At 35.0% G+C, this 21,750-nt stretch carries 19 protein-coding genes and 5 pseudogenes; 12 read left to right on the forward strand and 12 right to left on the reverse strand.

The features are described from left to right. Positions 1 to 23: 23 nt before the first annotated feature. On the reverse strand, positions 24 to 1,274 hold the full coding sequence (gene icd / locus AYJ55_RS11845) for an NADP-dependent isocitrate dehydrogenase (RefSeq protein WP_063656570.1): 1,251 nt from the start codon (positions 1,272 to 1,274) through the stop codon (positions 24 to 26). Between the two features lie 139 nt (positions 1,275 to 1,413). On the opposite strand from icd, the pseudogene AYJ55_RS11850 reads away from it, so the two are divergent. From AYJ55_RS11850 to AYJ55_RS11885, 8 genes and pseudogenes are all read left to right on the forward strand, one after another. After that, positions 1,414 to 2,043: pseudogene (locus AYJ55_RS11850) on the forward strand (pseudouridine synthase). Beyond that, on the forward strand, positions 2,036 to 2,485 hold the full coding sequence (locus tag AYJ55_RS11855; protein WP_063656571.1) for an NUDIX domain-containing protein: 450 nt from the start codon (positions 2,036 to 2,038) through the stop codon (positions 2,483 to 2,485). Before AYJ55_RS11850 ends, AYJ55_RS11855 begins: the two are co-directional and overlap by 8 nt. 89 nt (positions 2,486 to 2,574) lie before the next feature. Next, positions 2,575 to 3,684: a tRNA 2-thiouridine(34) synthase MnmA gene (gene mnmA, locus AYJ55_RS11860; RefSeq protein WP_063656572.1), complete on the forward strand. Its 1,110-nt coding sequence runs from the start codon at positions 2,575 to 2,577 to the stop codon at positions 3,682 to 3,684. Further along, complete coding sequence (gene hflD / locus AYJ55_RS11865; protein ID WP_063656573.1) at positions 3,681 to 4,307, forward strand: high frequency lysogenization protein HflD; 627 nt, start codon at positions 3,681 to 3,683, stop codon at positions 4,305 to 4,307. The genes mnmA and hflD overlap by 4 nt, the downstream gene beginning before the upstream one ends. 21 nt (positions 4,308 to 4,328) lie before the next feature. Continuing rightward, entirely contained in the window at positions 4,329 to 5,699 is a 1,371-nt protein-coding gene (gene purB / locus AYJ55_RS11870; RefSeq protein WP_063656574.1) for an adenylosuccinate lyase, read from the forward strand. A 175-nt stretch (positions 5,700 to 5,874) separates the two neighbouring features. Next, the gene (phoP, locus tag AYJ55_RS11875) at positions 5,875 to 6,564 is read left to right on the forward strand and encodes a two-component system response regulator PhoP (RefSeq protein ID WP_063656575.1); all 690 of its coding nucleotides are present in this window, start codon (positions 5,875 to 5,877) and stop codon (positions 6,562 to 6,564) included. Next, on the forward strand, positions 6,554 to 8,023 hold the full coding sequence (phoQ, locus tag AYJ55_RS11880; RefSeq protein WP_162505524.1) for a two-component system sensor histidine kinase PhoQ: 1,470 nt from the start codon (positions 6,554 to 6,556) through the stop codon (positions 8,021 to 8,023). Before phoP ends, phoQ begins: the two co-directional genes overlap by 11 nt. A gap of 44 nt (positions 8,024 to 8,067) precedes the next feature. Then, a pseudogene (locus AYJ55_RS11885) lies at positions 8,068 to 8,292 on the forward strand (cupin domain-containing protein); the annotation flags it as partial. A gap of 48 nt (positions 8,293 to 8,340) precedes the next feature. Here AYJ55_RS11885 and AYJ55_RS25980 read toward each other — a convergent pair. The 4 genes and pseudogenes from AYJ55_RS25980 to AYJ55_RS11900 form a co-directional block, all read right to left on the reverse strand. Further along, a pseudogene (locus tag AYJ55_RS25980) lies at positions 8,341 to 8,451 on the reverse strand (IS481 family transposase); the annotation flags it as partial. Positions 8,452 to 8,471: 20 nt separating this feature from the next. Then, positions 8,472 to 9,005 (reverse strand): IS630 family transposase, encoded by a 534-nt coding sequence (locus AYJ55_RS11890; protein ID WP_162505291.1) that lies wholly within the window; start codon positions 9,003 to 9,005, stop codon positions 8,472 to 8,474. Continuing rightward, positions 8,929 to 9,294, reverse strand: coding sequence for an IS630 transposase-related protein (locus AYJ55_RS11895; protein WP_063656581.1), 366 nt, complete (start codon positions 9,292 to 9,294; stop codon positions 8,929 to 8,931). The genes AYJ55_RS11890 and AYJ55_RS11895 overlap by 77 nt, the downstream gene beginning before the upstream one ends. A gap of 37 nt (positions 9,295 to 9,331) precedes the next feature. After that, positions 9,332 to 9,634, reverse strand: a pseudogene (locus AYJ55_RS11900) (transposase); the annotation flags it as partial. A gap of 100 nt (positions 9,635 to 9,734) precedes the next feature. Here AYJ55_RS11900 and pagP point away from each other — a divergent pair. Then, positions 9,735 to 10,094: pseudogene (pagP, locus tag AYJ55_RS11905) on the forward strand (lipid IV(A) palmitoyltransferase PagP); the annotation flags it as partial. Positions 10,095 to 10,152: 58 nt separating this feature from the next. Here the strand turns inward: pagP and AYJ55_RS11910 are convergent. Further along, a complete protein-coding gene (locus AYJ55_RS11910; RefSeq protein WP_063656588.1) occupies positions 10,153 to 11,514 on the reverse strand; it encodes an amino acid permease in 1,362 nt (453 codons plus the stop codon). Between the two features lie 152 nt (positions 11,515 to 11,666). Continuing rightward, the gene (gene mgrB / locus AYJ55_RS11915; RefSeq protein WP_187153245.1) at positions 11,667 to 11,819 is read right to left on the reverse strand and encodes a PhoP/PhoQ regulatory lipoprotein MgrB; all 153 of its coding nucleotides are present in this window, start codon (positions 11,817 to 11,819) and stop codon (positions 11,667 to 11,669) included. A 349-nt stretch (positions 11,820 to 12,168) separates the two neighbouring features. Between mgrB and AYJ55_RS11920 the strand changes: the two genes are divergently transcribed. Further along, positions 12,169 to 12,561, forward strand: coding sequence for a helix-turn-helix domain-containing protein (locus AYJ55_RS11920; RefSeq protein ID WP_063656590.1), 393 nt, complete (start codon positions 12,169 to 12,171; stop codon positions 12,559 to 12,561). A 493-nt stretch (positions 12,562 to 13,054) separates the two neighbouring features. On the opposite strand, the gene AYJ55_RS11925 is transcribed toward AYJ55_RS11920, so the two are convergent. Further along, the gene (locus tag AYJ55_RS11925; RefSeq protein ID WP_063656592.1) at positions 13,055 to 14,515 is read right to left on the reverse strand and encodes an alanine/glycine:cation symporter family protein; all 1,461 of its coding nucleotides are present in this window, start codon (positions 14,513 to 14,515) and stop codon (positions 13,055 to 13,057) included. A 1,550-nt stretch (positions 14,516 to 16,065) separates the two neighbouring features. Between AYJ55_RS11925 and mgtS the strand changes: the two genes are divergently transcribed. Together mgtS and AYJ55_RS11930 are read left to right on the forward strand one after the other, a co-directional pair. Next, a complete protein-coding gene (gene mgtS, locus AYJ55_RS35975) occupies positions 16,066 to 16,143 on the forward strand; it encodes a protein MgtS (protein ID WP_148305538.1) in 78 nt (25 codons plus the stop codon). 336 nt (positions 16,144 to 16,479) lie between these two features. Beyond that, positions 16,480 to 16,749 carry a hypothetical protein gene (locus AYJ55_RS11930; RefSeq protein WP_063656594.1) on the forward strand — a complete coding sequence of 90 codons (270 nt, stop codon included), beginning with the start codon at positions 16,480 to 16,482 and terminating at the stop codon, positions 16,747 to 16,749. A gap of 10 nt (positions 16,750 to 16,759) precedes the next feature. On the opposite strand, the gene AYJ55_RS11935 is transcribed toward AYJ55_RS11930, so the two are convergent. From AYJ55_RS11935 to AYJ55_RS11945, 4 genes are all read right to left on the reverse strand, one after another. After that, the gene (locus tag AYJ55_RS11935) at positions 16,760 to 17,632 is read right to left on the reverse strand and encodes an IS982 family transposase (RefSeq protein WP_063656596.1); all 873 of its coding nucleotides are present in this window, start codon (positions 17,630 to 17,632) and stop codon (positions 16,760 to 16,762) included. Between the two features lie 461 nt (positions 17,633 to 18,093). Next, complete coding sequence (locus AYJ55_RS35980; RefSeq protein ID WP_074168037.1) at positions 18,094 to 18,423, reverse strand: pyrimidine dimer DNA glycosylase/endonuclease V; 330 nt, start codon at positions 18,421 to 18,423, stop codon at positions 18,094 to 18,096. 86 nt (positions 18,424 to 18,509) lie between these two features. After that, a complete protein-coding gene (locus AYJ55_RS11940) occupies positions 18,510 to 19,181 on the reverse strand; it encodes a transposase (RefSeq protein ID WP_063656598.1) in 672 nt (223 codons plus the stop codon). An 857-nt stretch (positions 19,182 to 20,038) separates the two neighbouring features. Further along, positions 20,039 to 20,803 carry an N-acetylmuramoyl-L-alanine amidase gene (locus AYJ55_RS11945; protein WP_063656677.1) on the reverse strand — a complete coding sequence of 255 codons (765 nt, stop codon included), beginning with the start codon at positions 20,801 to 20,803 and terminating at the stop codon, positions 20,039 to 20,041. Positions 20,804 to 21,750: the final 947 nt, after the last annotated feature.

Consider the following 21,750-nt stretch of genomic DNA (forward strand, 5'->3'; position numbering starts at 1 on the left):
TATCAATTAAGCAAAACCTAAAATTACATATGATTGATCACTGCATCACCAAACTCACTGCATTTCAATAGTTTAGCACCTGGCATTAAACGCTCAAAATCATAGGTGACGGTTTTGGCGGCAATCGCCCCTTGCATACCTATAATAATTAAGTCAGCGGCCTCTTTCCAGCCCATATGGCGTAACATCATTTCAGCGGAGAGGATAATCGAGCCTGGATTGACTTTATCTTGACCTGCGTATTTCGTTGCTGTTCCATGGGTTGCTTCAAATAGTGCACAACTATCGCCTATATTTGCGCCTGGGGCGATACCAATGCCCCCAACTTGGGCCGCTAATGCGTCAGAAATATAATCGCCATTGAGGTTCATACAAGCAATAACGTCATATTCAGCTGGCCGCAACAAAATTTGCTGTAAAAACGCGTCAGCAATCACGTCTTTGATAATTATATCTTTACCTGTCTCTGGATGCTTAATTTTCATCCATGGGCCACCATCAAGTAATTCACCACCAAATTCTTGTTGTGCTAACTGGTATCCCCAATCTTTAAAAGCACCTTCAGTGAATTTCATTATATTGCCTTTATGCATTAAAGTGACCGATTTACGATTATTTTGGATAGCATACTCAATTGCGGCTCGTATTAGCCGCTTAGTTCCTTCTTCTGAACAGGGCTTTATACCGATACCACAATTGGTTGGGAAACGAATTTTATTTACTCCCATCTCATCTTGCAGAAATTTAATTATTTTATCTGCCTCAGAGCTGCCTGCTTTCCATTCAATACCTGCATAAATATCTTCAGAATTTTCTCGAAAAATCACCATATCAGTCAATTCTGGCTGTTTTACTGGGCTAGGAGTACGTTGATAATAGCGCACCGGTCGCAAACAAATATAGAGATCGAGTTGTTGTCGTAAAGCAACATTTAAAGAACGGATCCCGCCGCCAACAGGTGTAGTTAATGGTCCTTTAATAGACACATGATATTGCTGGATCAAATCGAGTGTTTCAGTGGGTAACCATACATCCTTACCATAAATTTGAGTTGATTTTTCACCAATATAAATCTCCATCCAAGAAATCTTTTTATCACCGTGGTAAGCTTTTTTTACAGCTGCATCAACCACTTTTAACATCACCGGAGTAATATCAGCACCAATACCATCCCCTTCAATATAAGGAATTATTGGATTATTAGGGACATTAAGCTTACCTGCTGCAAGTGTAATTTTTTCACCTTGTTGAGGAACAACTACTTTGCTTTCCATCAATCTCTCCTTTTATTATCTTAGCGCAATACCTGTTAACTTATGGTAAGAATATTGCATGGTACTTGAATAATTTTTCTACGCCAATGTTTGCTAATTTAAGGTATAATAGGGATCTCATTTTTTATTAATCATTACTATGACAAATCTGCAGCATAAAAAGACCAAATCAAAACAATATCATGACAAAAATAGCGCAAATTTTGTCAAACATACGATTAATTCACGCAAAATATTACTCTTTAATAAACCGTTCGATGTATTGTCACAATTAACTGACCAAATTGGTCGGTAGACATTAAAAAATTATATTCCTATCACCAATGTCCATGCTGCAGGACGTTTAGATCGCGATAGTGAGGGTCTATTGATACTCACTAATGATGGCAAATTACAAGCAAATTGACTCAACCAAACAATAAAATGAAAAAAATTTACTATGTGCAAGTTGCAGGTATACCGGAATCAACCGCATTACAAAAATTTTGTCACGGTTTACTATTTAAAGATGGTATGAGCAAGCCAGCAAAAGCTGAACTTGTGGCTGAACCCGACTGGCTTTGGCCACGTCATCCTTCCTATACGCATAAGAAAAAATATTCCAACCTGTTGGCTAAAAATTACCTTATCGGAAAGCCGCAATCGACAAATACATCGTATGACCGCCAACATAGGGTTTCCAACCTTACGATTGATTCGCTATAGTATGGCTAATATTCAATTAGGTAGCTTACAGCCCGGTGAGTGGAAGGAGGTCGATCTTGTTTAAACCACACGTTACGGTTGCTAACGTCGTTCACGTTAAAGGTAAGTTTTTAATTGTAGAAGAAATTATTAATAATAAATCAGTCTGGAATCAACCTGCGGGACATTTAGAAGCTAACGAAACTATTTTTGCTGCCGCGAGCCGCGAGCTATATGAGGAAACCGGTATTAATGCACTTCCCCAGCAATTAATAAAAATTCATCAATGGATAGCCCCAGATGGCTGTGCTTTCCTGCGGTTTCTTTTTTTGATTGAACTGGATGGGATGCCTAAAACCTCTCCACAAGATAATGATATCCACCAATGTTTATGGCTTACTGCTGATGAAATATTATCCAGTCCATGCCTCCGCTCGCCTTTAGTAGCAGAAAGCATCCGCTGCTTTATCAGTCAAGAATTTTTCCCGTTAACATTAATCGACCCTTATCAATTTCATACCGGCTAAGAGAGATTAATCCTTATGCTACTATGGTGCAACTTGCCACTGCATGTTAAAATATTTGTGTTTATGTTTACCCGCAATGAGATTTATTCATGTCAGATAGCCAGTTAAAAAAAGTCATCGTTGGTATGTCCGGTGGCGTTGACTCATCCGTATCCGCTTACCTATTGAAACAACAAGGTTATCAGGTTGCCGGTCTATTCATGAAAAACTGGGAAGAAGACGATAATGATGAGTATTGCTCAGCAGCTACCGATCTTGCCGACGCGCAATCGGTATGCGATAAACTCGATATAGAACTGCATACCGTTAATTTTTCTGCCGAATATTGGGACAATGTTTTTGCCCATTTTCTTGCTGAGTATAAAGCTGGCCGCACACCGAATCCCGATATTCTATGTAATAAAGAAATTAAATTTAAAGCATTTCTAGAATTTGCGGCGCAAGATCTGGCAGCAGACTATATTGCCACCGGCCACTACACTCGACGCAAAACCGTTTATGGTCGCAATCAATTATTGCGTAGTTTGGATAACAACAAAGATCAGAGCTATTTTCTTTATGCGTTGGATCAAGCTCAACTAGCACAAAGTCTTTTTCCAATCGGTGAACTGGAAAAATCAGCCGTTCGCCGTATCGCTGAGGACGTTGGTTTAATTACCGCCAAAAAAAAAGACTCAACAGGAATTTGTTTTATTGGTGAACGTAAGTTTCGCGACTTCCTCGCTCGCTATCTGCCGGCTAAACCAGGTGCAATTATAACAGTTGATGGCAAAATTTTAGGTGAACATACAGGTTTAATGTATCATACGTTGGGTCAACGTAAAGGATTAGGTATTGGTGGTGTAAAAGAAGCTAACGACGATCCGTGGTATGTTGTCGATAAAGATATCAAAAATAATCAGCTAATTGTTGCCCAAGGCCATAACCACCCACGTTTGATGTCCACAGGACTTATCGTCCAACAAATCCATTGGATTAATCCACCAGCGTTAAGCGAAACCAATCAATGTACAGTTAAAACCCGTTATCGACAACCAGATATCCCCTGCACAATTAAGCCACTTAGTGACAATGAAATCGCCGTGCAATTTGACTACCCTATTGCAGCCGTTACACCCGGCCAATCAGCAGTTTTTTATCAAGGTGAAATTTGTTTAGGTGGTGGCGTTATTAAAACACGTATTCAGGAGTCAATGTGAGCAAAAATTTTTATGATATTACTCTTGCATTTGCCGGTATTTGCCAAGCATGCCGTCTAGTTCAACAATTGGCTCATGAAGGTAAAATTGACGATAATACGGCAGAAGTGATGATTAATAGTACACTAAATATTAATCAAACATCCACATTAGCGGTTTATGGCAATAGCGAGGCAAATCTTCGTGTTGGTTTAAATACTTTACTTGCTATACTTACCGCTTCAAGTAATACGCTTTCCTCCGATTTAACCCGCTACTTATTAAGTCTCATTGGCTTAGAACGCCGACTAAGAAAAAATCTATCGGCTAGTGATGAACTTAAACGACGTATTGAATTACTTCAACAGCAAAAAAATTATTTTGAACCTATGTCCAGTGGTATTTTCAATGCGCTGGCAGGTATTTATGTGGATATTATTAGCCCTATTGGCCCGCGTATTCAGGTAACGGGTTCTCCTGACATGCTGCAAAATAGCGCGATACAAGCTAAAGTACGCGCATTACTTTTTACTGGCATTCGTAGCACTGTTCTCTGGCAACAAGTCGGTGGAAGCCGCCTACAATTAATGTTTTCGCGACAACGTTTGATCACTCAAGCAAAAGAAATTCTTGCTCATTGTTAATAAATTTGGGAGTCATTATCAATGGAATTATCTTCACTGACTGCTGTATCGCCAATTGATGGCCGCTACAGTGATAAAGTCAGTCAATTACGTCCAATTTTCAGTGAACTTGGTTTACTGAAATATCGTATACAAGTAGAGGTACGCTGGCTACAAAAATTAGCAGCATGTGCTGACATTAAAGAAGTACCCGGATTTAGTGCCGAAGCAACGGCTTATCTTGAGCAAATTGTCACTAACTTCAATGAAAATGACGCAATTCAGATCAAACAAATTGAACAAACAACTAACCATGATGTAAAAGCGGTTGAATATTTTCTAAAAGAAAAAATGGCAGCCATGCCTGAACTTGAAAAAGTGGCTGAATTTATTCATTTTGCCTGTACCTCTGAAGATATTAATAATCTTTCCCATGCGTTAATGCTAAAAATTGCCCGTGACCAAGTGGTTCTCCCTCAATGGCGAAAAATCATTAATAGCCTAAAAAGGATGGCGCGTCTTTATCGCGCGTTGCCGCTACTATCAAGAACCCATGGTCAACCCGCAACGCCGACGACGATAGGTAAAGAGTTTGCTAATGTGGCTTATCGTATGGAGCGGCAATATCAGCAACTTGAGCAAATCGAAATTTTAGGCAAAATTAATGGTGCGGTGGGTAATTATAATGCTCATTTATCCGCTTATCCTGATATAAACTGGCATCTGTTTAGCGAAGAGTTTGTTACTTCGTTAGGTATCAAATGGAATCCGTTCACAACCCAAATTGAACCCCACGACTATATTGCTGAACTCTTTAATTGTATTGCTCGTTTTAATACCATTTTGATCGATTTTGATCGGGATATCTGGGGTTATATTGCTCTTAATCATTTCAGACAAAAAACTGTCGCTGGTGAAATTGGTTCATCAACCATGCCACATAAAGTTAACCCGATTGATTTTGAAAATTCCGAAGGTAATCTCGGACTAGCCAATGCCTTATTAAATCACCTGGCAAATAAGTTACCGATTTCACGTTGGCAACGTGATCTCACTGATTCAACGGTATTACGTAATTTAGGGGTCGGTATTGGTTATGCATTGGTAGCCTATCAAGTGACATTAAAAGGCTTGAGTAAACTAGAAGTTAATGAGCAGAATTTACAAACTGAATTAGATGCTAATTGGGAAGTGCTGGCTGAAGCTATTCAAACTGTTATGCGCCGTTATAGAATTGAAAAGCCTTATGAAAAACTAAAAGCTTTAACCCGCGGCAAACGCGCTACAGCAGACGACATCAAAGCGTTTATTGATAGCTTAGATTTACCACAAGCAGAAAAAAATCGTTTAAAAACAATGACACCAGCCAACTATATTGGTTATTCAGTCAATCTGGTGGACCATTTAAAATAACGTTAATAGGTGAACAATATTGATTGCTCACCTCACTTTTTCGTTTAATTAGCCACTCAAACCACATAATTATTTTCTTTTCATTCAGTAATATCTTGCCGTCATCCAGCTATCCTTCTAACATAGGATTTATTACTACTTTTTCTAGTAGATTTATTCAGAAATTGAGGTTGTTATGCGGATATTAATTGTAGAAGATAATGCGCTTTTACGTCACCATCTAACTGTCCAGTTAAAAGAGACCGGTCATCAAGTTGATGCAGCAGCAGATGCTAAAGAAGCCGATTATTTTTTACAAGAGGGTAATCCCGATATTGCAATTGTTGATTTAGGATTACCGGGTGAAGATGGATTAAGTATGATCAGGCGTTGGCGGCAGGACAACATTAAATTGCCTATTCTAATATTAACCGCTCGTGAACGCTGGCAAGAAAAAGTGGTTGCCTTAAATAGTGGTGCCGATGATTATGTGACAAAACCTTTTCATCTGGAGGAGATTTTAGCACGGATTCAAGCATTAATGCGCCGTAACAGCGGACTTGCTTCGCAAATACTTCAACTAGGTGATTTTATTATTGATATGTCACGTAAAGAATTCACTATTAAAGATAAAAATATCAAACTCACCGCATTTGAATATACTATTTTAGAAACCTTAATGCGTAATAATAGTAAAGTAGTGAGTAAAGAGACATTGATGCGCCAGCTCTATCCGGATGCAGAATTACGCGAAAGTCATACTATTGATGTCTTAATGGGACGATTAAGAAAAAAAATTATGCAAGCGTGGCCTAATGATGTCATTGTGACAGTTCGTGGGCAAGGTTATCGCTTTGACGCAGAACATTCAAATGATGCTATTTAATTTTTTAAAACGCAAAAAACCCTTTTCGTTGCGAACACGTTTTTTACTCGCAACTTCAGGGATAATATTGGCATTGACACTCTCATATGGTGCCGTTGCAATCGTTGGCTATTTAGTTAGTTTTGATAAAACAACCTATACCTTACTACGTAGTCAAAGTAATCTATTTTATAGCTTGGCACAATGGCGTAATAATAAATTAGATATCCATGTTCCAACTGATTTTACCTTAAATGCCCCAGCCTTTATTTTAATTTATAATCAACAAGGTGAAATTTTGTGGCGGCAACGCCATATTCCTGCTATTGAAAAAGCCATCGAAAAAGAGTGGTTAAAAAAGGATGGATTGTACGAATTAGATACCGATTTAAATACCACCCGTGAATTAATTAAAGTCCCACCTAACGGCAGTAAACCGGCGCAAAAAGTCACTGATATTAAGGATAAATATTCCTCTTTAACTCACTCAGTTTCTGTCAACCACTATCAGGCAACTAAAAATCTGCCGCAACTTACCATTGTTGTAATAGATACTTTACCTTTAGATCTACAGAAAACTGGATTAGTTTGGGAATGGTTTGGCTATGTTATATTAGCCAATTTTATCCTGGTTATTCCGATGCTTTGGCTAGTAACTTCCTGGAGTTTATACCCAATAGAATCATTAAGTTCACAAATAAGTGGCATCGAAAAAGGTGAGCGAGAAGCGCTGGATCAAAATCCGCCATTAGAGCTTAGCGGATTAATGCGTAACTTGAATAAGTTACTAGTAAATGAACAAAAACGCTATACCAAATATCGAACTACACTTGCTGATTTAAGCCACAGCCTAAAAACCCTATTAGCGGTATTACAATCAACCCTCTGTTCTCTGCGCTCAAGCAAACAAATGACCATTGAACAAGCCGAGCCTATCATGCTGGAACAAATTGGCCGAATTTCACAACAAATAGGCTATTATTTGCATCGTGCAAGCATACATAGTGAAGATCATTTCGCAATCCGAAAAATTTCTTCAGTCTCTGCCTTATTAGATAATCTATGCAGTGCCTTAGCCAAAGTGTATCAACAAAAAGGCGTCAATTTGACCCTCGATGTCTCGCCTGAAATCACTTGGATAGGTCAACCGATAGATTTTATGGAGATTATGGGTAATATTATTGAAAATGCTTGTAAATATTGCCTTGAATTTGTCGAAGTTAGCGCTAGTAGCACTGAAAATTCATTAACCATTATCGTCGATGATGATGGTCCTGGTGTTGCTGAAGATAAACGAGATTTGATTTTTTTACGCGGTCAACGTGTTGATACTCTACGGCCAGGACAAGGTTTGGGGCTCTCTATTGCAGCTGAAATTATTGAACAATATGACGGAGATATTGCTATTACTCATAATCCATTAGGTGGAGCACGCGTGATTGTGACTTTTAGACAACAATCGCCCATGACAGATAGCTAATAGCACTAACACCATTTTCTTATTTTTAATCTGACAAAATAAATATGCAAAATAAAATAATTAACCATCAATTTAATATCAATTGGCCAGATTTCATCAAAAATTATTGGCAAAAACGGCCGTTATTAATTAAACAAGGATTTACTAATTTTATTGATCCTACTTCAGCTAATGATTTAGCTGGATTAGCAATGGAAGATGACGTGGATAGTCGATTAATTAGCTACCAGGATGGAAGTTGGAATGTCACTCATGGCTCTAGTAGTAGTTCATACTTGATCTGACAGTTACCGGTTATTTATACAGTACCTGTCAGGTTAAATTTGATTTAAATCTTTCTCTCTCCAAAGTTGTTTTCCATCGTGTAAAGTTGCCATAGGCGTTCGACCGCAACACATTTTTCCTTGATGAGTGCGTTGGTTATTATAGCTAGGCGACTTAATTTTGATTACAGCATATGTATTAAAAACAGGTCATCGATAGTGCATCCTGTTTCCATCTTTTTACGTTTAGCTTGAGACCATTTATGTTCTATAGGATTTAAATCTGGTGAATACACAGGCAAATATTCTATCTGGTGTCCTGCGTTTATAATTGCCTGTTCAATATTCTTACCTTTGTGAAAGCTAGCGTTGTCCATAAAAATAACAGAATTTTCAGGAAGTTCTGGGAGCAATATTTTTGTGATCCAAACATAAAAAACATCACGATTAATATTGCAATCAAATAATCCGATAGCAAAAAGGGTTGTTCCCAATAAAGCGCCAATAACATTTGTTCTTCCCTTAGCACCCCAGTTTTTCAGGCCAAAACAACGGTGACCTTTTGGGGAATAGCCGTGAGTTCGTGGAGTGTCATGTGAAAAACCACTTTCATCAATAAAAACAACAGATTTATCTTTTTTTTCATACTGTTGTCTTTTTTGCTGATGTGCCAGCCTGTCGCTTTCGTTGGTTTTTGGATGGAATAGAGTTTTTTTTATAGGTTAATCCCAGCTTTTTAAGGGATTGCCAAATAGCCTTTTTACAAACACCGAATCGCTCTGCCCGTTCCTTTTGGTAAGCATCTGGATACTGTTCCACATCTTTTGCTAAAGCATTTTTATCGAGCTTCCTCTTACGTGGCGTTGAATTTTTTGGCTCTGGTCGTTTAAGCCAACGTACTAAAGACGCTTTTCCAATACGGAATTGTTTCGCAGTTTCTCGAATTGTTAAACCTTCGGCTTTCCTTACAGATATTACTTTACGTCGAAAATCAATTGTATAACTCATAACACACCTTGTAATCAAAATTAAGTCGCCTAGCTATATCAATATCCTCTGATAATTTTGTCTGATTTTTCTTAATGAGCTGAGGCTCAAAAGCACCTGACCTGTCTCTGGGCGTTTTCAGTTCAAATTGACCTGATGTCGATTTAACCGTTTTTCGAGTATAGCCATTTTTACGCGTATCGATTGACGTTGTCGATAGGTAGTGTTCTATTTCTGCCTGCAAGGCAGCTTCGGTCAGCTGTTTTATGAGTGGTGTGAGTATTCCATCCGTACCGAGTAAATTTTTACCTGATTGTAATTGCTTCAACGCTTCATCAAAATTAAATGATTGATTTCTCATATGTCATACCTCTTTTTTTGAGTTTAAGATATGACACAGATTTTTGAACACTACCAGCACATATTAGCGTACCCAAATTAGTTTTGTGCGAAACTCGTGTTCCGGATACAATGAAACTCCTTGGGGATTAGCTATTGGAAAATACCGCTTTGATCAAAATAGAAATTGGCATTCTATCTATGCTATGGCTTTTGCTGATTCCCATAATAAAGTACAACCCATAGTCGGATATGGATTTCAAAAAATTTGGCGACCAAGTGAGCTTGATGAATTTCGTATAGGAGCAGGTTTTACACTAAGCGTCACGGCCAGAAATGAATATTGGTATATACCGATCCCATTACCGCTTCCGATTGCTTCTATTGAATATAAACAATTCTCAATCCAAGCAACATATATTCCTGGAACATATAATAACGGTGATGTATTTTTTGCTTGGACACGCTGGCAATGGCAATAAATTTTTAAGTTTTATACTTATACCCTGGTTTAAACCAGGGTAATTAGTTACTATTTTATCAATTCGCTCTATTTTGTTTTCTAAATTTTGTGAATAAAAATCCTATCCATAAAAACAGAACCCAAAATGGCATAAGAATAACTGAAATACGAATTCCATCGGTCAGTAAAATGATAACAAAAATAAGAAACAAAAAAATTAAACAGAGATAATTACCAAATGGATACCATAATGCTTTGAATTTAGGCTCAATACCTTCTTTTATTTTTACCGCTCTAAATTTTAAATTAGATATACAAATCGTAATCCAATTAATTACTAAGGTTGTCACAACCAATGATATTAGTAATTCTAGCGCTTTACCATCTAATAAATAATTAATTAAAATACCGCCTGATGTTGCTAAAGCTGAAATAGCAATTGAGACAATAGGCACACCACGCTTAGTCACGATATTCAAAAGATGTGGGGCGTTACCTTGTTTTGCTAAACCATAAAGCATACGACTATTACTATATACTCCACTGTTATAAACTGATAATGCGGCAATTAAAACGACAATATTCAAAGAATTAGAAACAAATTTATCGCCTATGTCATGAAAAATAAGCGCAAACGGGCTTTCGCCACTAACTACATTTGTCCAAGGATACAGTGTGAGCAATACAAATAAAGAACCAATATAAAAAATTAAAATACGATAAACAACTTGATTAGTCGCTTTAGGAATACTTTGTGTTGGATTTTCCGCTTCCGCCGCTGTTATGCCAACGAGCTCTAATCCACCAAAAGAAAACATAATAACTGCCATCGCCATTACCAATCCAGCAATCCCATTAGGAAAGAATCCTCCATATTGCCAAAGATTTGATACCGATGCTTGTGGGCCACCTTTTCCACTAATTAATAGATAGCACCCAAAAATAATCATCGCAATAATTGCTAACACCTTGATTATTGCAAACCAAAATTCTGTTTCACCATATAATCGTACATTCGTAAGATTGATAAGATTGATAGCAATAAAAAAGATTGCAGCTGAAATCCAGGTTGGGATATCCCACCAATATTGCACATAAATACCTGCCGCAGTCAGCTCAGCCATACCAACAAAAATAAACATTGCCCAATAGTTCCAGCCAGATAAAAAACCAGCAAAAGGGCCCCAATATTTATAAGCAAAGTGACTAAAAGAACCAGCAACAGGTTCTTCGACAATCATCTCTCCTAATTGACGCATAATCAGGAAAGCAATAAATCCACCTATTGCATAACCTAATAAAACAGATGGTCCCGCCATGTTTATGGTTTGTGCAATTCCTAAAAAAAGGCCTGTTCCAACAGCCCCACCAAGTGCAATCAATTGAATATGTCTGTTTTTTAACCCGCGCTTAAGCGTTTGCCCAACTTCTTCCGCCATAATTAAACCTTCATTTTATTCTAATTTCCTAATATTTTTATCGATGCAAGGCGCTTAACTAAAGCGCATGTCAAAACTATTAATTAGAACATTAATTTTTCTTTAAGCCTGTATTAAATCATTAAATAAGATTAAAACCCTATTAATTTTAGTTAAAATGGCAAATAACCAGTTATTTTACAGATGCCGATGGTAAAATTTCCACCATTTTGATCCTGGTCACAAAAACTGTCTAATGCGACTAAATATAAAAATAAGCAGAGTAAAACGATCAGCGTCACAATTACTATTTTTTTTATTTTCAATATCTAACCCTTTTCATATCTTTAATACCACATGATAAAAAACAATTAATATGTCACTGTATAAAAATCAAGTCAGTAACTAAAGTAACCATAGCGTCATTGCTGAAATCAATAAAATCTTTTTATTAATTTATTGTACATGCTGTTTGTCAGTTAGCTGCAAAAGTTAAAAAAAATTATTATAGATAAAAAATGCCTTAAACACCCACTTATAAAGAGATAAACTGATCTTTTTTAAAGATTAACATAAATTTTTATATAAATTATTTAAACATTAAGCTTTAGGACTTTGTCATCCCTAAAAAAAGTTGTGTATACTTCTTTAACCAATAACTAGTATGATATCACAATGCTACAAGATACCCACTTAGCACTTGTTTACGAATTAAGTAAATGGATCGAAGAACACATAGGAAGAATAATCTACCTGGAAGAGCTTGCCGCCTACTCAGGTTATTCTCTTTGGCATATGCAAAAAATTTTTAAAGAGATCACGGGAATTTCACTTGGTAAATACATTCGGCAACGTCGACTTGCCAAAGCTGTTAATCTTCTGAGAAATAGTTCCAAAGCCATTTTTGATATTGCGTTGGATTTTGGCTTTGGTTCGCAATCACATTTCACCTATATGTTTCGTAAAGAATTTGGTATCACACCTTACGATTTTCGGCAAAACCCTAATATTAAATTAGAAATTAAGGAACCACTACATTTAATTTACCAAAAGTCATCAAATATTTAACCAACGGAAATAATATGTTAATCAAACTAGTAATAACTAACCAAAACTGTAATCAATAATCCATTAAAAAGGATGGTAATTTTAGATGCTAAGGTAAAATGACATAAATCTACAGCTACTTTATTTTAATTTAGCATCTTTTATTAATGTTCAATATGGGCTCTCTCTTAAGTGCAAATAATTACCATACTATTTATAATAATATATATGCAATAAACTATAAATATAAAAAATATATAGTTTTCTAACAAAAATATACCAATCCTTGAATAATAATAAATCGAAACTAATATTATAAAAATTAACTATAATACAATACGAAATAAATCTGCGTTTGACAGATAAAGATTTATAAAAAATATACTATTTTATCAGACTACCGTACTAGATTATTCCATTTTAATTTTGACTCAAATATTTATTAATAAAAAATAAAGGGTTAGATGGATATAGCGATAAAAACCTTCTTATACGAAGGTTTTTATTATATTAACTAACTGTTAATTTCTCGTTCATTCCATTGCTTTAAATTGTCCTTTTCCCAAATACCATCCTCTACCTGTTTTTTAATATCAGGATAAGCATCTATATCAAATGTGGGTAATTTGCCAGCTTTGCGTTGCTGATTGTAATCTTTAGTAAGTCTAAACGCTATACCTGAGAGCATCAATATTGCAATTAGATTTGTTAACGCCATCAAACCCATCGAGAGATCAGCTAATTTCCAAACTAAGGGCATTTCTGCCATTGAGCCAAAAATAACCATTCCCAAAGTAGCAAGTCTGAGAATATATAATCCAGCAGTATGGTTATTTTCTAAAAAGACCATATTACTTTCTGCATATGCATAATTTGCAATAATTGAAGTAAAAGCAAAGAAGGAAATAGCTATTGCAATGAAAATTGCACCCCAATCTCCAACAGCTGAAGAAAGGGCTCGCTGTGTTAATCCAATTCCACTAATAGTGGCATCGGCGCTATCTAATGCACCAGAAGAGATAATAATAATTGCTGTTGCGCTACAGATCACTAAAGTGTCCATAAAAACACCTAGCATCTGTACATATCCTTGCGATGCCGGATGAGGTGGATAAGGTGAAGCAGAAGCAGCAGCATTCGGCGCTGAGCCCATGCCCGCCTCATTTGAAAATAGGCCTCGCTGTATCCCTTGTGTCATCGCTTGCGCAACCCCATAACCAACTACGCCGCCAACAGCTTCCTGTAAACCAAAAGCATGTTTAATAATTAGTAAAAAAACATCTGGTAAACGTTCAATATTATTGCTCATTACCCAAAATGCTAATATCAAATAAGCGATTGCCATTATAGGAACAACGAATTCTGCCACCCGAGCAATTGAACATAGACCACCAAAAATAATAATGCCACAAATTATTGCAAGCACAATTCCTACGTAAAGAGGGTTAAAACCAAAAGCTACTGCTGTTGCCTGAGCAATTGAATTAGCTTGAACGGAATTGAATACTAGGCCAAAAGCGATAATAAGAAAGATAGAAAAAAGTACCCCCATCCAACGCATTTTAAGACCCTTTTTCATATAGTAGGCAGGGCCGCCACGATAATTCCCTTGATCATCTTTTGTCTTATATAATTGTGCCAAGGTGCTCTCAGCAAAAGAGGTTGCCATACCAATTAAAGCAACAAGCCACATCCAAAAAATAGCACCTGGTCCTCCAGCAGTTAATGCAATAGCAACACCCGTCAGATTTCCAGTTCCAACTCTGGCTGCTAGACTTGTGCATAAAGCTTGAAAGGAAGATATACCTGAACTATCTGATTTATTACTATTCTTCAGTATAGTAAACATATGCCCAAAATGGCGGAATTGAATAAGACCAGTGCCTAACGTAAAATAGATACCTACTCCAAGCAATAAATAGATTAATACACCACTCCAGAGTATATTATTAAAATTATCTATCAGTTCCGTCAAAACATTTCCCCTTATCTGTATTAATAAAAACTATCCAATAAATCAAATACACTAATAAACAATACTAAACCTTTTTTAAAAACAACCCCACGAGTTTCGCACCAATAAAAAACGCTCTATTTTTAAGTTTAATTCAGCATAATATATAAATAGACAAAATCTTATAAATTAAAAGCAACTTATTGTAATTTAAACAAATTTATACGTTTTAGTAACTTGCAAATTAACCATTGCTTTTAAGCCATTTCTGGAATTTTATATGCCTGTGCGAAACTCGTGAACCCTTTTATTTGTATAAATTTCACTCTTTTACTAAAAAATAATAACATTACTAAGCAGTAAAACTCCTTGAAATGTAACATAAACATCCTGTTTAGGTAACCTTTTTATTTTAAAAGTGAGAATCACGAGTTTCGCACAGGCATATAAAATTCCAGAAATGGCTTAAAAGCAATGGTTAATTTGCAAGTTACTAAAACGTATAAATTTGTTTAAATTACAATAAGTTGCTTTTAATTTATAAGATTTTGTCTATTTATATATTATGCTGAATTAAACTTAAAAATAGAGCGTTTTTTATTGGTGCGAAACTCGTGATTATGATTTAGCTACAAACTGCAATATAGCAAAGAGATAAAAAGATATTTGTTAATTCACTGAGTTTTAATGCACATGCTCAATTATGTCAATATCCAGTAAATCTTAACGATAATAACCACTAATAATCAAATTATCTTCATATTTTTATAGATGATAGTCGTTATATTTAATATTAACTTTATAACTGTAGAAATCATTTACCCTAAATTTTAGTTAAAGAAAAATTATATAGAATAATCAACTAATTGATTATAATTACTAATGTAACTTGATATGTTAGCTAAAATAAATATAATACTTAACTATAATCTAAATCTCACTTTTCGCAACTTCTGCTTCACGTTTATTTTTATACTTTTATTTTCTAAATGTATTTTTATATTTAGCAGTATAAAACCATTAATTATATATTTAAATTTATTATAATAACTTTATTAAATTATTAATGTATTTTTTCATAGAAAAACCGTTAAATATTTATTATTTTATTAATAAGTTTTTAATTTATATTATCAATACATTATTTATTTAATATTATTTTAGTATTAGTAATAACTTTCTAGAATATCAGGAAAAAATACAATCCTTTTCATAATCTTTTATGAACTAGTTTTATTTATTGTAACTATTGTTTCTAGCGTAATTTAGTTAAATTCCTACAACCTGAAATTACTTTGACAACACGAATAAACAGTATTTATCACTAAAAGCATCTAATTAATCACATAAAGAGTGAGACTCTAATGTGTTTGTACCACCAAATTCTTTGCTAAAACGAAAAAAATTAAATGAAACCTCAACAAAATCAAATAACTTATGTTTTAGGTACAATACTACTTTTTATCTTGTCACTATTTGACTAGAATTACTCGGCCGAATAATGGCATTTAACTTTCATCCTAGCGAGGTATTTCTATCGAAATGCATTAACGAAAAATAAGGAGAATATCATGTTTTTACTAATTCTCGGTCTGATTTGCGCATCTGGCATTTTCGCCGCAATGATGAGCCCAAAATGGGATGATTAAATGAATACTGAAGAGTATCCACCGAGTAATACGCCCCTTTATTAGATTATCATCTGAAAAAGGGGCATTATCTTATATCTAAAAATCAAATTTAAAATATTCTATAAAATCCTCAATCCAAAAAATCTAATTTCATTCAAAGCAAACGTCTATTATTTCAATATTTATAGAAAAAAATTAATATCAAATCTAATTTAATTTTTTTTCAATAATATCACTTTTTATAAGGCGTGAATCGTGGTTTTAATGTCATTCTTTCATCTATCCTCATAAGCGCTAACCAAAAAATCATCACGATGTATAATTGCTTCTCATGATTGAGAAAAGATGATGAAAATGACATCTACTACAAATTTGGCGTTTGACGACTGGGAAAAAATAACGATGCTCCTGCCTGATGGTTGGCAAGATAAAGCTCGAGAATGCGGTGCATTGAAATTTGGACGTCAATTTACTACTCCTGCTCTTTTGCTCAGGGTGTTGCTGATTTATTTTTGTAATGATTGCTCAATGCGTGAAACTGTCGCTCGAGCAGCCGCTGCAGGGTTAGTCAATATCTCAGATGTTGCGCTTCTAAAACGTATTGATAACCTGAGTTCGGGATAAGCATTATCAATTATGCTTGAAGATATGTTCCTGCCACCGGTATCTTTGGTTTGGATGGAATTAAACAATATGCAACCAGCCCTGCTAATAAATTCACTACAAAGTTAGCAGGAGAGCGGTGCCGCGTATGCGCTATCTGAAAAAGATTTTTTAACTCATCAAATACCGTTTCAATGACAGAACGATGACGCAAGATGGCTTTGTCGAAACAAGTCTGTTCAACAGGCTTCATTTTCTTCTTGATATTCGTTATAAGGTTAATTCCCATTGTTTTCAGTTGCTGTTTCAGTGAAGCCGATAAATACCCTTTATCCGCATACAAACAACCAGAAAGATCTTTTATCAGCTCAGGTAATGGTTTCCGATCATCTGCGTTTCCTGGTGTAAGTCGAAAACTGAGTATTTCCCCCAAATGATTGACAATTACATGAAGTTTGAAACCAAAGAACCAACCTGTTGAGGTTTTTCCTCGTTCAGCTATTCCATCGAAGGCTTTATGCCGGCGGATCCGTAAGTTATCACACACAGCTATCGGAGTAGAATCGGCAACCGACAGACCCGTACACTTTCCCTTAATTGACTCAAACAGTGCCGTTAAAGCTAAGGCACTGCGCGGAAGTAACTCTACGCAGCGTGAATATGATGGCAAGTTAGGAAATTCCTTCCTGAGATATAAACGGACATGATAGAGATAAAATACCTTGAATTGGCTGAATCGGAGTTGATGAAACAAAACAACCAGTGTCATCATTTCAGCCAATGAAAGCTGAGTAGACCGTCTACGATGCTTACTACCGTTATTCAGCAAAATTCCATGCATTTTGGGCTCGAAGTCTTTACAAAAATCATCCATCAGGCAATAAAGTTTAGTAAGATTTTCCATAATTGTTTAACAATGCTCTACTCTTTAACCAGATTGTTAGAGTATTTTAACGAAATATGCGCATTCAACTATTTGAATAGCAAGACTTTCACTTTATTTCTTATCCCGAACTCAGGTTATTGATAAATGCGGTGCGTGGTTCCAATGGATGACAGAAGGTCTCGTAAAGCAAACATCAGAGAATTTTGATATTCCTGAATCCATAAGCCATCGTCCACTTATTGCTGTAGATGGATCTGTGGTAAAAGAACCCTGAAGGCGTTCCCCTGAGTGGAGAATTCACTATGCCACGAGTTTCGCACAGGCATATAAAAATTCCAAAAATGGCTTAAAAGCAATGGTTAATTTGCAAGTTACTAAAACGTATAAATTTGTTTAAATTACAATAAGTTGCTTTTAATTTATAAGATTTTGTCTATTTATATATTATGCTGAATTAAACTTAAAAATAGAGCGTTTTTTTATTGGTGCGAAACTCGTGGCTCAGTAATTTGATAATTTTTCCACAAATGAGAATAGTTTTTCACCTCTTCAGGCCATTTATTGATAACAGAAAATCCTCGCTTAAGACATTCCTGATGTAGTGATGTATATCGCAAATGCAAAAATAGCAATTTATCCCTAAAAAATATGACATGTCCCTTTCCTAAGGTATATGAAGTTAGCGTAGACAATGTAACATTGCCTTCTTTTTTAACAATATAATTTGGTATACGAGTTAATTCTCTATGTTCAGCTAACAAGTGCTGATCGCATAATTCACTATGCGGGATTACATTTATTCCCGTCATAATTAGCTAATAATCAAAATTTTTATGTTAAAAATCTTATTATATCTCTATTTACGAGGGTGTTCATAATTCTGTGTCAGGGGATTTTATATTTTGATTATACCATCTAGGCGCCCTTTAAAATAGATGGACAATTGAGCAATGGTTAACGCCCAGTTACTAATCGGCATAGTCCATTTGTTGGATACCTGATTGATGCCAATATAGAGTAATTTTAATAAGCTGTTTTCATTAGGAAAAGCCCCTTTGGTTTTAGTTAATTTCCTAAACTGCCGATGAACCGCCTCTACTGCATTGGTCATATAAATGGGTTTTCTAATGGCTTTAGGGTATCGAAAATAAGCACTGAGCAACTCCCATTTACTTCGCCAGGATTCTAGCACTATCGGGTATTTTTCACCCCATTTCGATTCCAGTGTAGTGGCCAATTTTAGTTGACCACTACAGATTTTGTTATCAATATCCTCTGATAATTTTGTCTGATTTTTCTTAATGAGCTGAGGCTCAAAAGCACCTGACCTGTCTCTGGGCGTTTTCAGTTCAAATTGACCTGATGTCAATTTAACCGTTTTTCGAGTATAGCCATTTTTACGCGTATCGTTTGACGTTGTCGATAGGTAGTGTTCTATTTCTGCCTGCAGGGCAGCTTCGGTCAGCTGTTTTATGAGTGGTGTGAGTATTCCATCCGTACCGAGTAAATTTTTACCTGATTGTAATTGCTTCAACGCTTCATCAAAATTAAATGATTGATTTCTCATATGTCATACCTCTTTTTTTTGAGTTTAAGATATGACACAGATTTTCGAACACTACCCTATTTCTAAATTTATATTAAAAATTATTTTATCTTATATTGTTACTGTTAATCCATTTTATATATTTAACTAAAACCACGATGACGCAATTGTCTTGCTAAAATGGCAGCAACTAGGCTTACAAAACAACAAATATGGCAATCAAAAAAAGTTTAGAATATTTATGCCGCAACAACTTTCCAGGGTAATATTAATCCCACTGTTCCTACGGCTATACATAACACTCATATTAACCCAAAAACGTATAATTCAGGCAGTCCTGTTTATAGCAATAATGATACCAACTTAGAAATTAATGATGAAGATCTGACTTATTTAAATAGAGATTATCCATAATATAAAGTAATAATTGAGCAGATTTGGTAACCAAAAGTATAATCATAATACAAAAAAACCAGCCGCAATGGCTGGTTATCAAAATAAAGTAACAACTTAAATCATAAAATAGTAAGAGCATATTATTACGGTGGCTAATTAGCATACATTTTATTGAGTACATAGAATGAAAGTTTAATAAATTTACCGGAAAATATAGTTTAATAAACGGTATTTTACAGATAAAATATTAATAGTTAGTTCTAAAAAAATAATTATCATAGTAAAAGAATATTTATATTAAATATCCAATCAGAACTTAACTGACCTATATCGGTTTACCCATATTTTCAAACTCTCAAAATTAACATAGCATCTGCTTTAATAAAAATTTCTTACTTACTTTCAATGGGTTGTTATGTTTAAATGTAAAAAACCATCAGAATTAAATGATAGTTTTTTATAAGGTAAATCTTAATAAACGATTAAGGAAAATATTTTTCTACTAAGGCATAAAGAATGGCCACGGTTTCAACGTCTATTATGCCATCGTAATTTGATTGCCGAAAATGTAGCTGAAAAGCTCTGATCAATTTTATATAGTCATTATTATTAGCTGCCTGAGATACATCATAGCCATAGGACTTTAGTTTTTTGACAATCTCCGCCTTTGCCGGTATTTTATTTTTGAATTGCTCCATATACTTCTGTTTTTTTTCTTCTTCATACCAGGCACCAATTCCGGCGTCATAAAGTTTTTTCCATGGAAAGGCAGCACCTGGATCACTTTTACGGCCAATGGCAATGTCTGAGTGCCCAACAATATTTGTTGGTGACATATCTGGATAACGTTGAACAATATTTAATGCTAATTCTTTTACTGCATCAATTTGTTTATCATTAAACGGCGGAAAAATCATTTTTCCATTAGCATAACCCGCTTCATTGACGATTTCGATCCCTATCGCAGTATCATTTAAATTTGATCGTCCAGCCCATAAGCTAACGCCCGCATGCCATGCTCGCTCATTTTCATCCACCAAATTAAAAATTCTGACATCATTAAAACCAGCAGCCTGATAAGTTTTATCAGTTGGAGCTGGTACTAAATAATGCGCACTAACACTATTACCCGTTAATGCAGTAATTGAAGCTTGAAAATTTAAAGCCGTATAATGCATAACAAGAAAACGAATCCTACGGTTAAAACTTTTGACTGAACGATATGAGTTATAATCGATGAAGTACATGTTTCCTTCCTCTGTTCGTTTAACTATTTTCAACAATAAATGAAACGGTTTTTCAACTCCTTATTAAAAATGTAACAATTAATTTCAAAGAAATATCAATCACAAACGATGAAATCATCATTGAGAACATGAATAACAAATTTATCACTGTTTATAAATTTCCTGCACTCTTGCCCGCAATCCCAAAAATTGGGCTTCTAATGTTTCAAGTTGACGTCTGAGACGAAGATAATTTCGTCCAGCGTCTGGCGCCAATTCGGTGGTGGTGGCAACATTTTGATCTGGGGGACACACTGCTTTGACGAACAAGCGCTTATGGTTATTACGCAAATCATCACTAAGCTTATTGTATTTCCATTTTCGCATTATTAAGTTCCTGAGTACGTTCAACATCAATTTGTTGTAACGACTTTATTTCGTATAAATAATTATTTTTAAGTTTTATTTGTTGTTATAATTCATCTTTAAGTTTTTTGTACACGAGTTTCGCACAGGCATATAAAATTCCAGAAATGGCTTAAAAGCAATGGTTAATTTGCAAGTTACTAAAACGTATAAATTTGTTTAAATTACAATAAGTTGCTTTTAATTTATAAGATTTTGTTTATTTATATATTATGCTGAATTAAACTTAAAAATAGAACGTTTTTTTATTGGTGAAAAACTCGTCTTGTATTGATACTTTAGATGAGTGTAATTGTTATAAACCACCGCAAATATCGCGGATATTAAAGTTGCTATAATTATTATGATAGAATTTAATTTCATAATAAAAGACGTTTTTTCAAACGTTTACTCGTATGTTAACTGCCGTATTCTTTACTAATAAAAGCGGTTTTTATTATTCGACTTATTAATCAATAAACCATTAACTATCAATGAAAATACAAATTTAGATTAAGTTTTAAAACAACCCTGGTTGTTATATCTTATAATTTACCATTTAC

Source organism: Candidatus Arsenophonus triatominarum, assembly GCF_001640365.1.
Lineage (GTDB): Bacteria > Pseudomonadota > Gammaproteobacteria > Enterobacterales > Enterobacteriaceae > Arsenophonus > Arsenophonus triatominarum.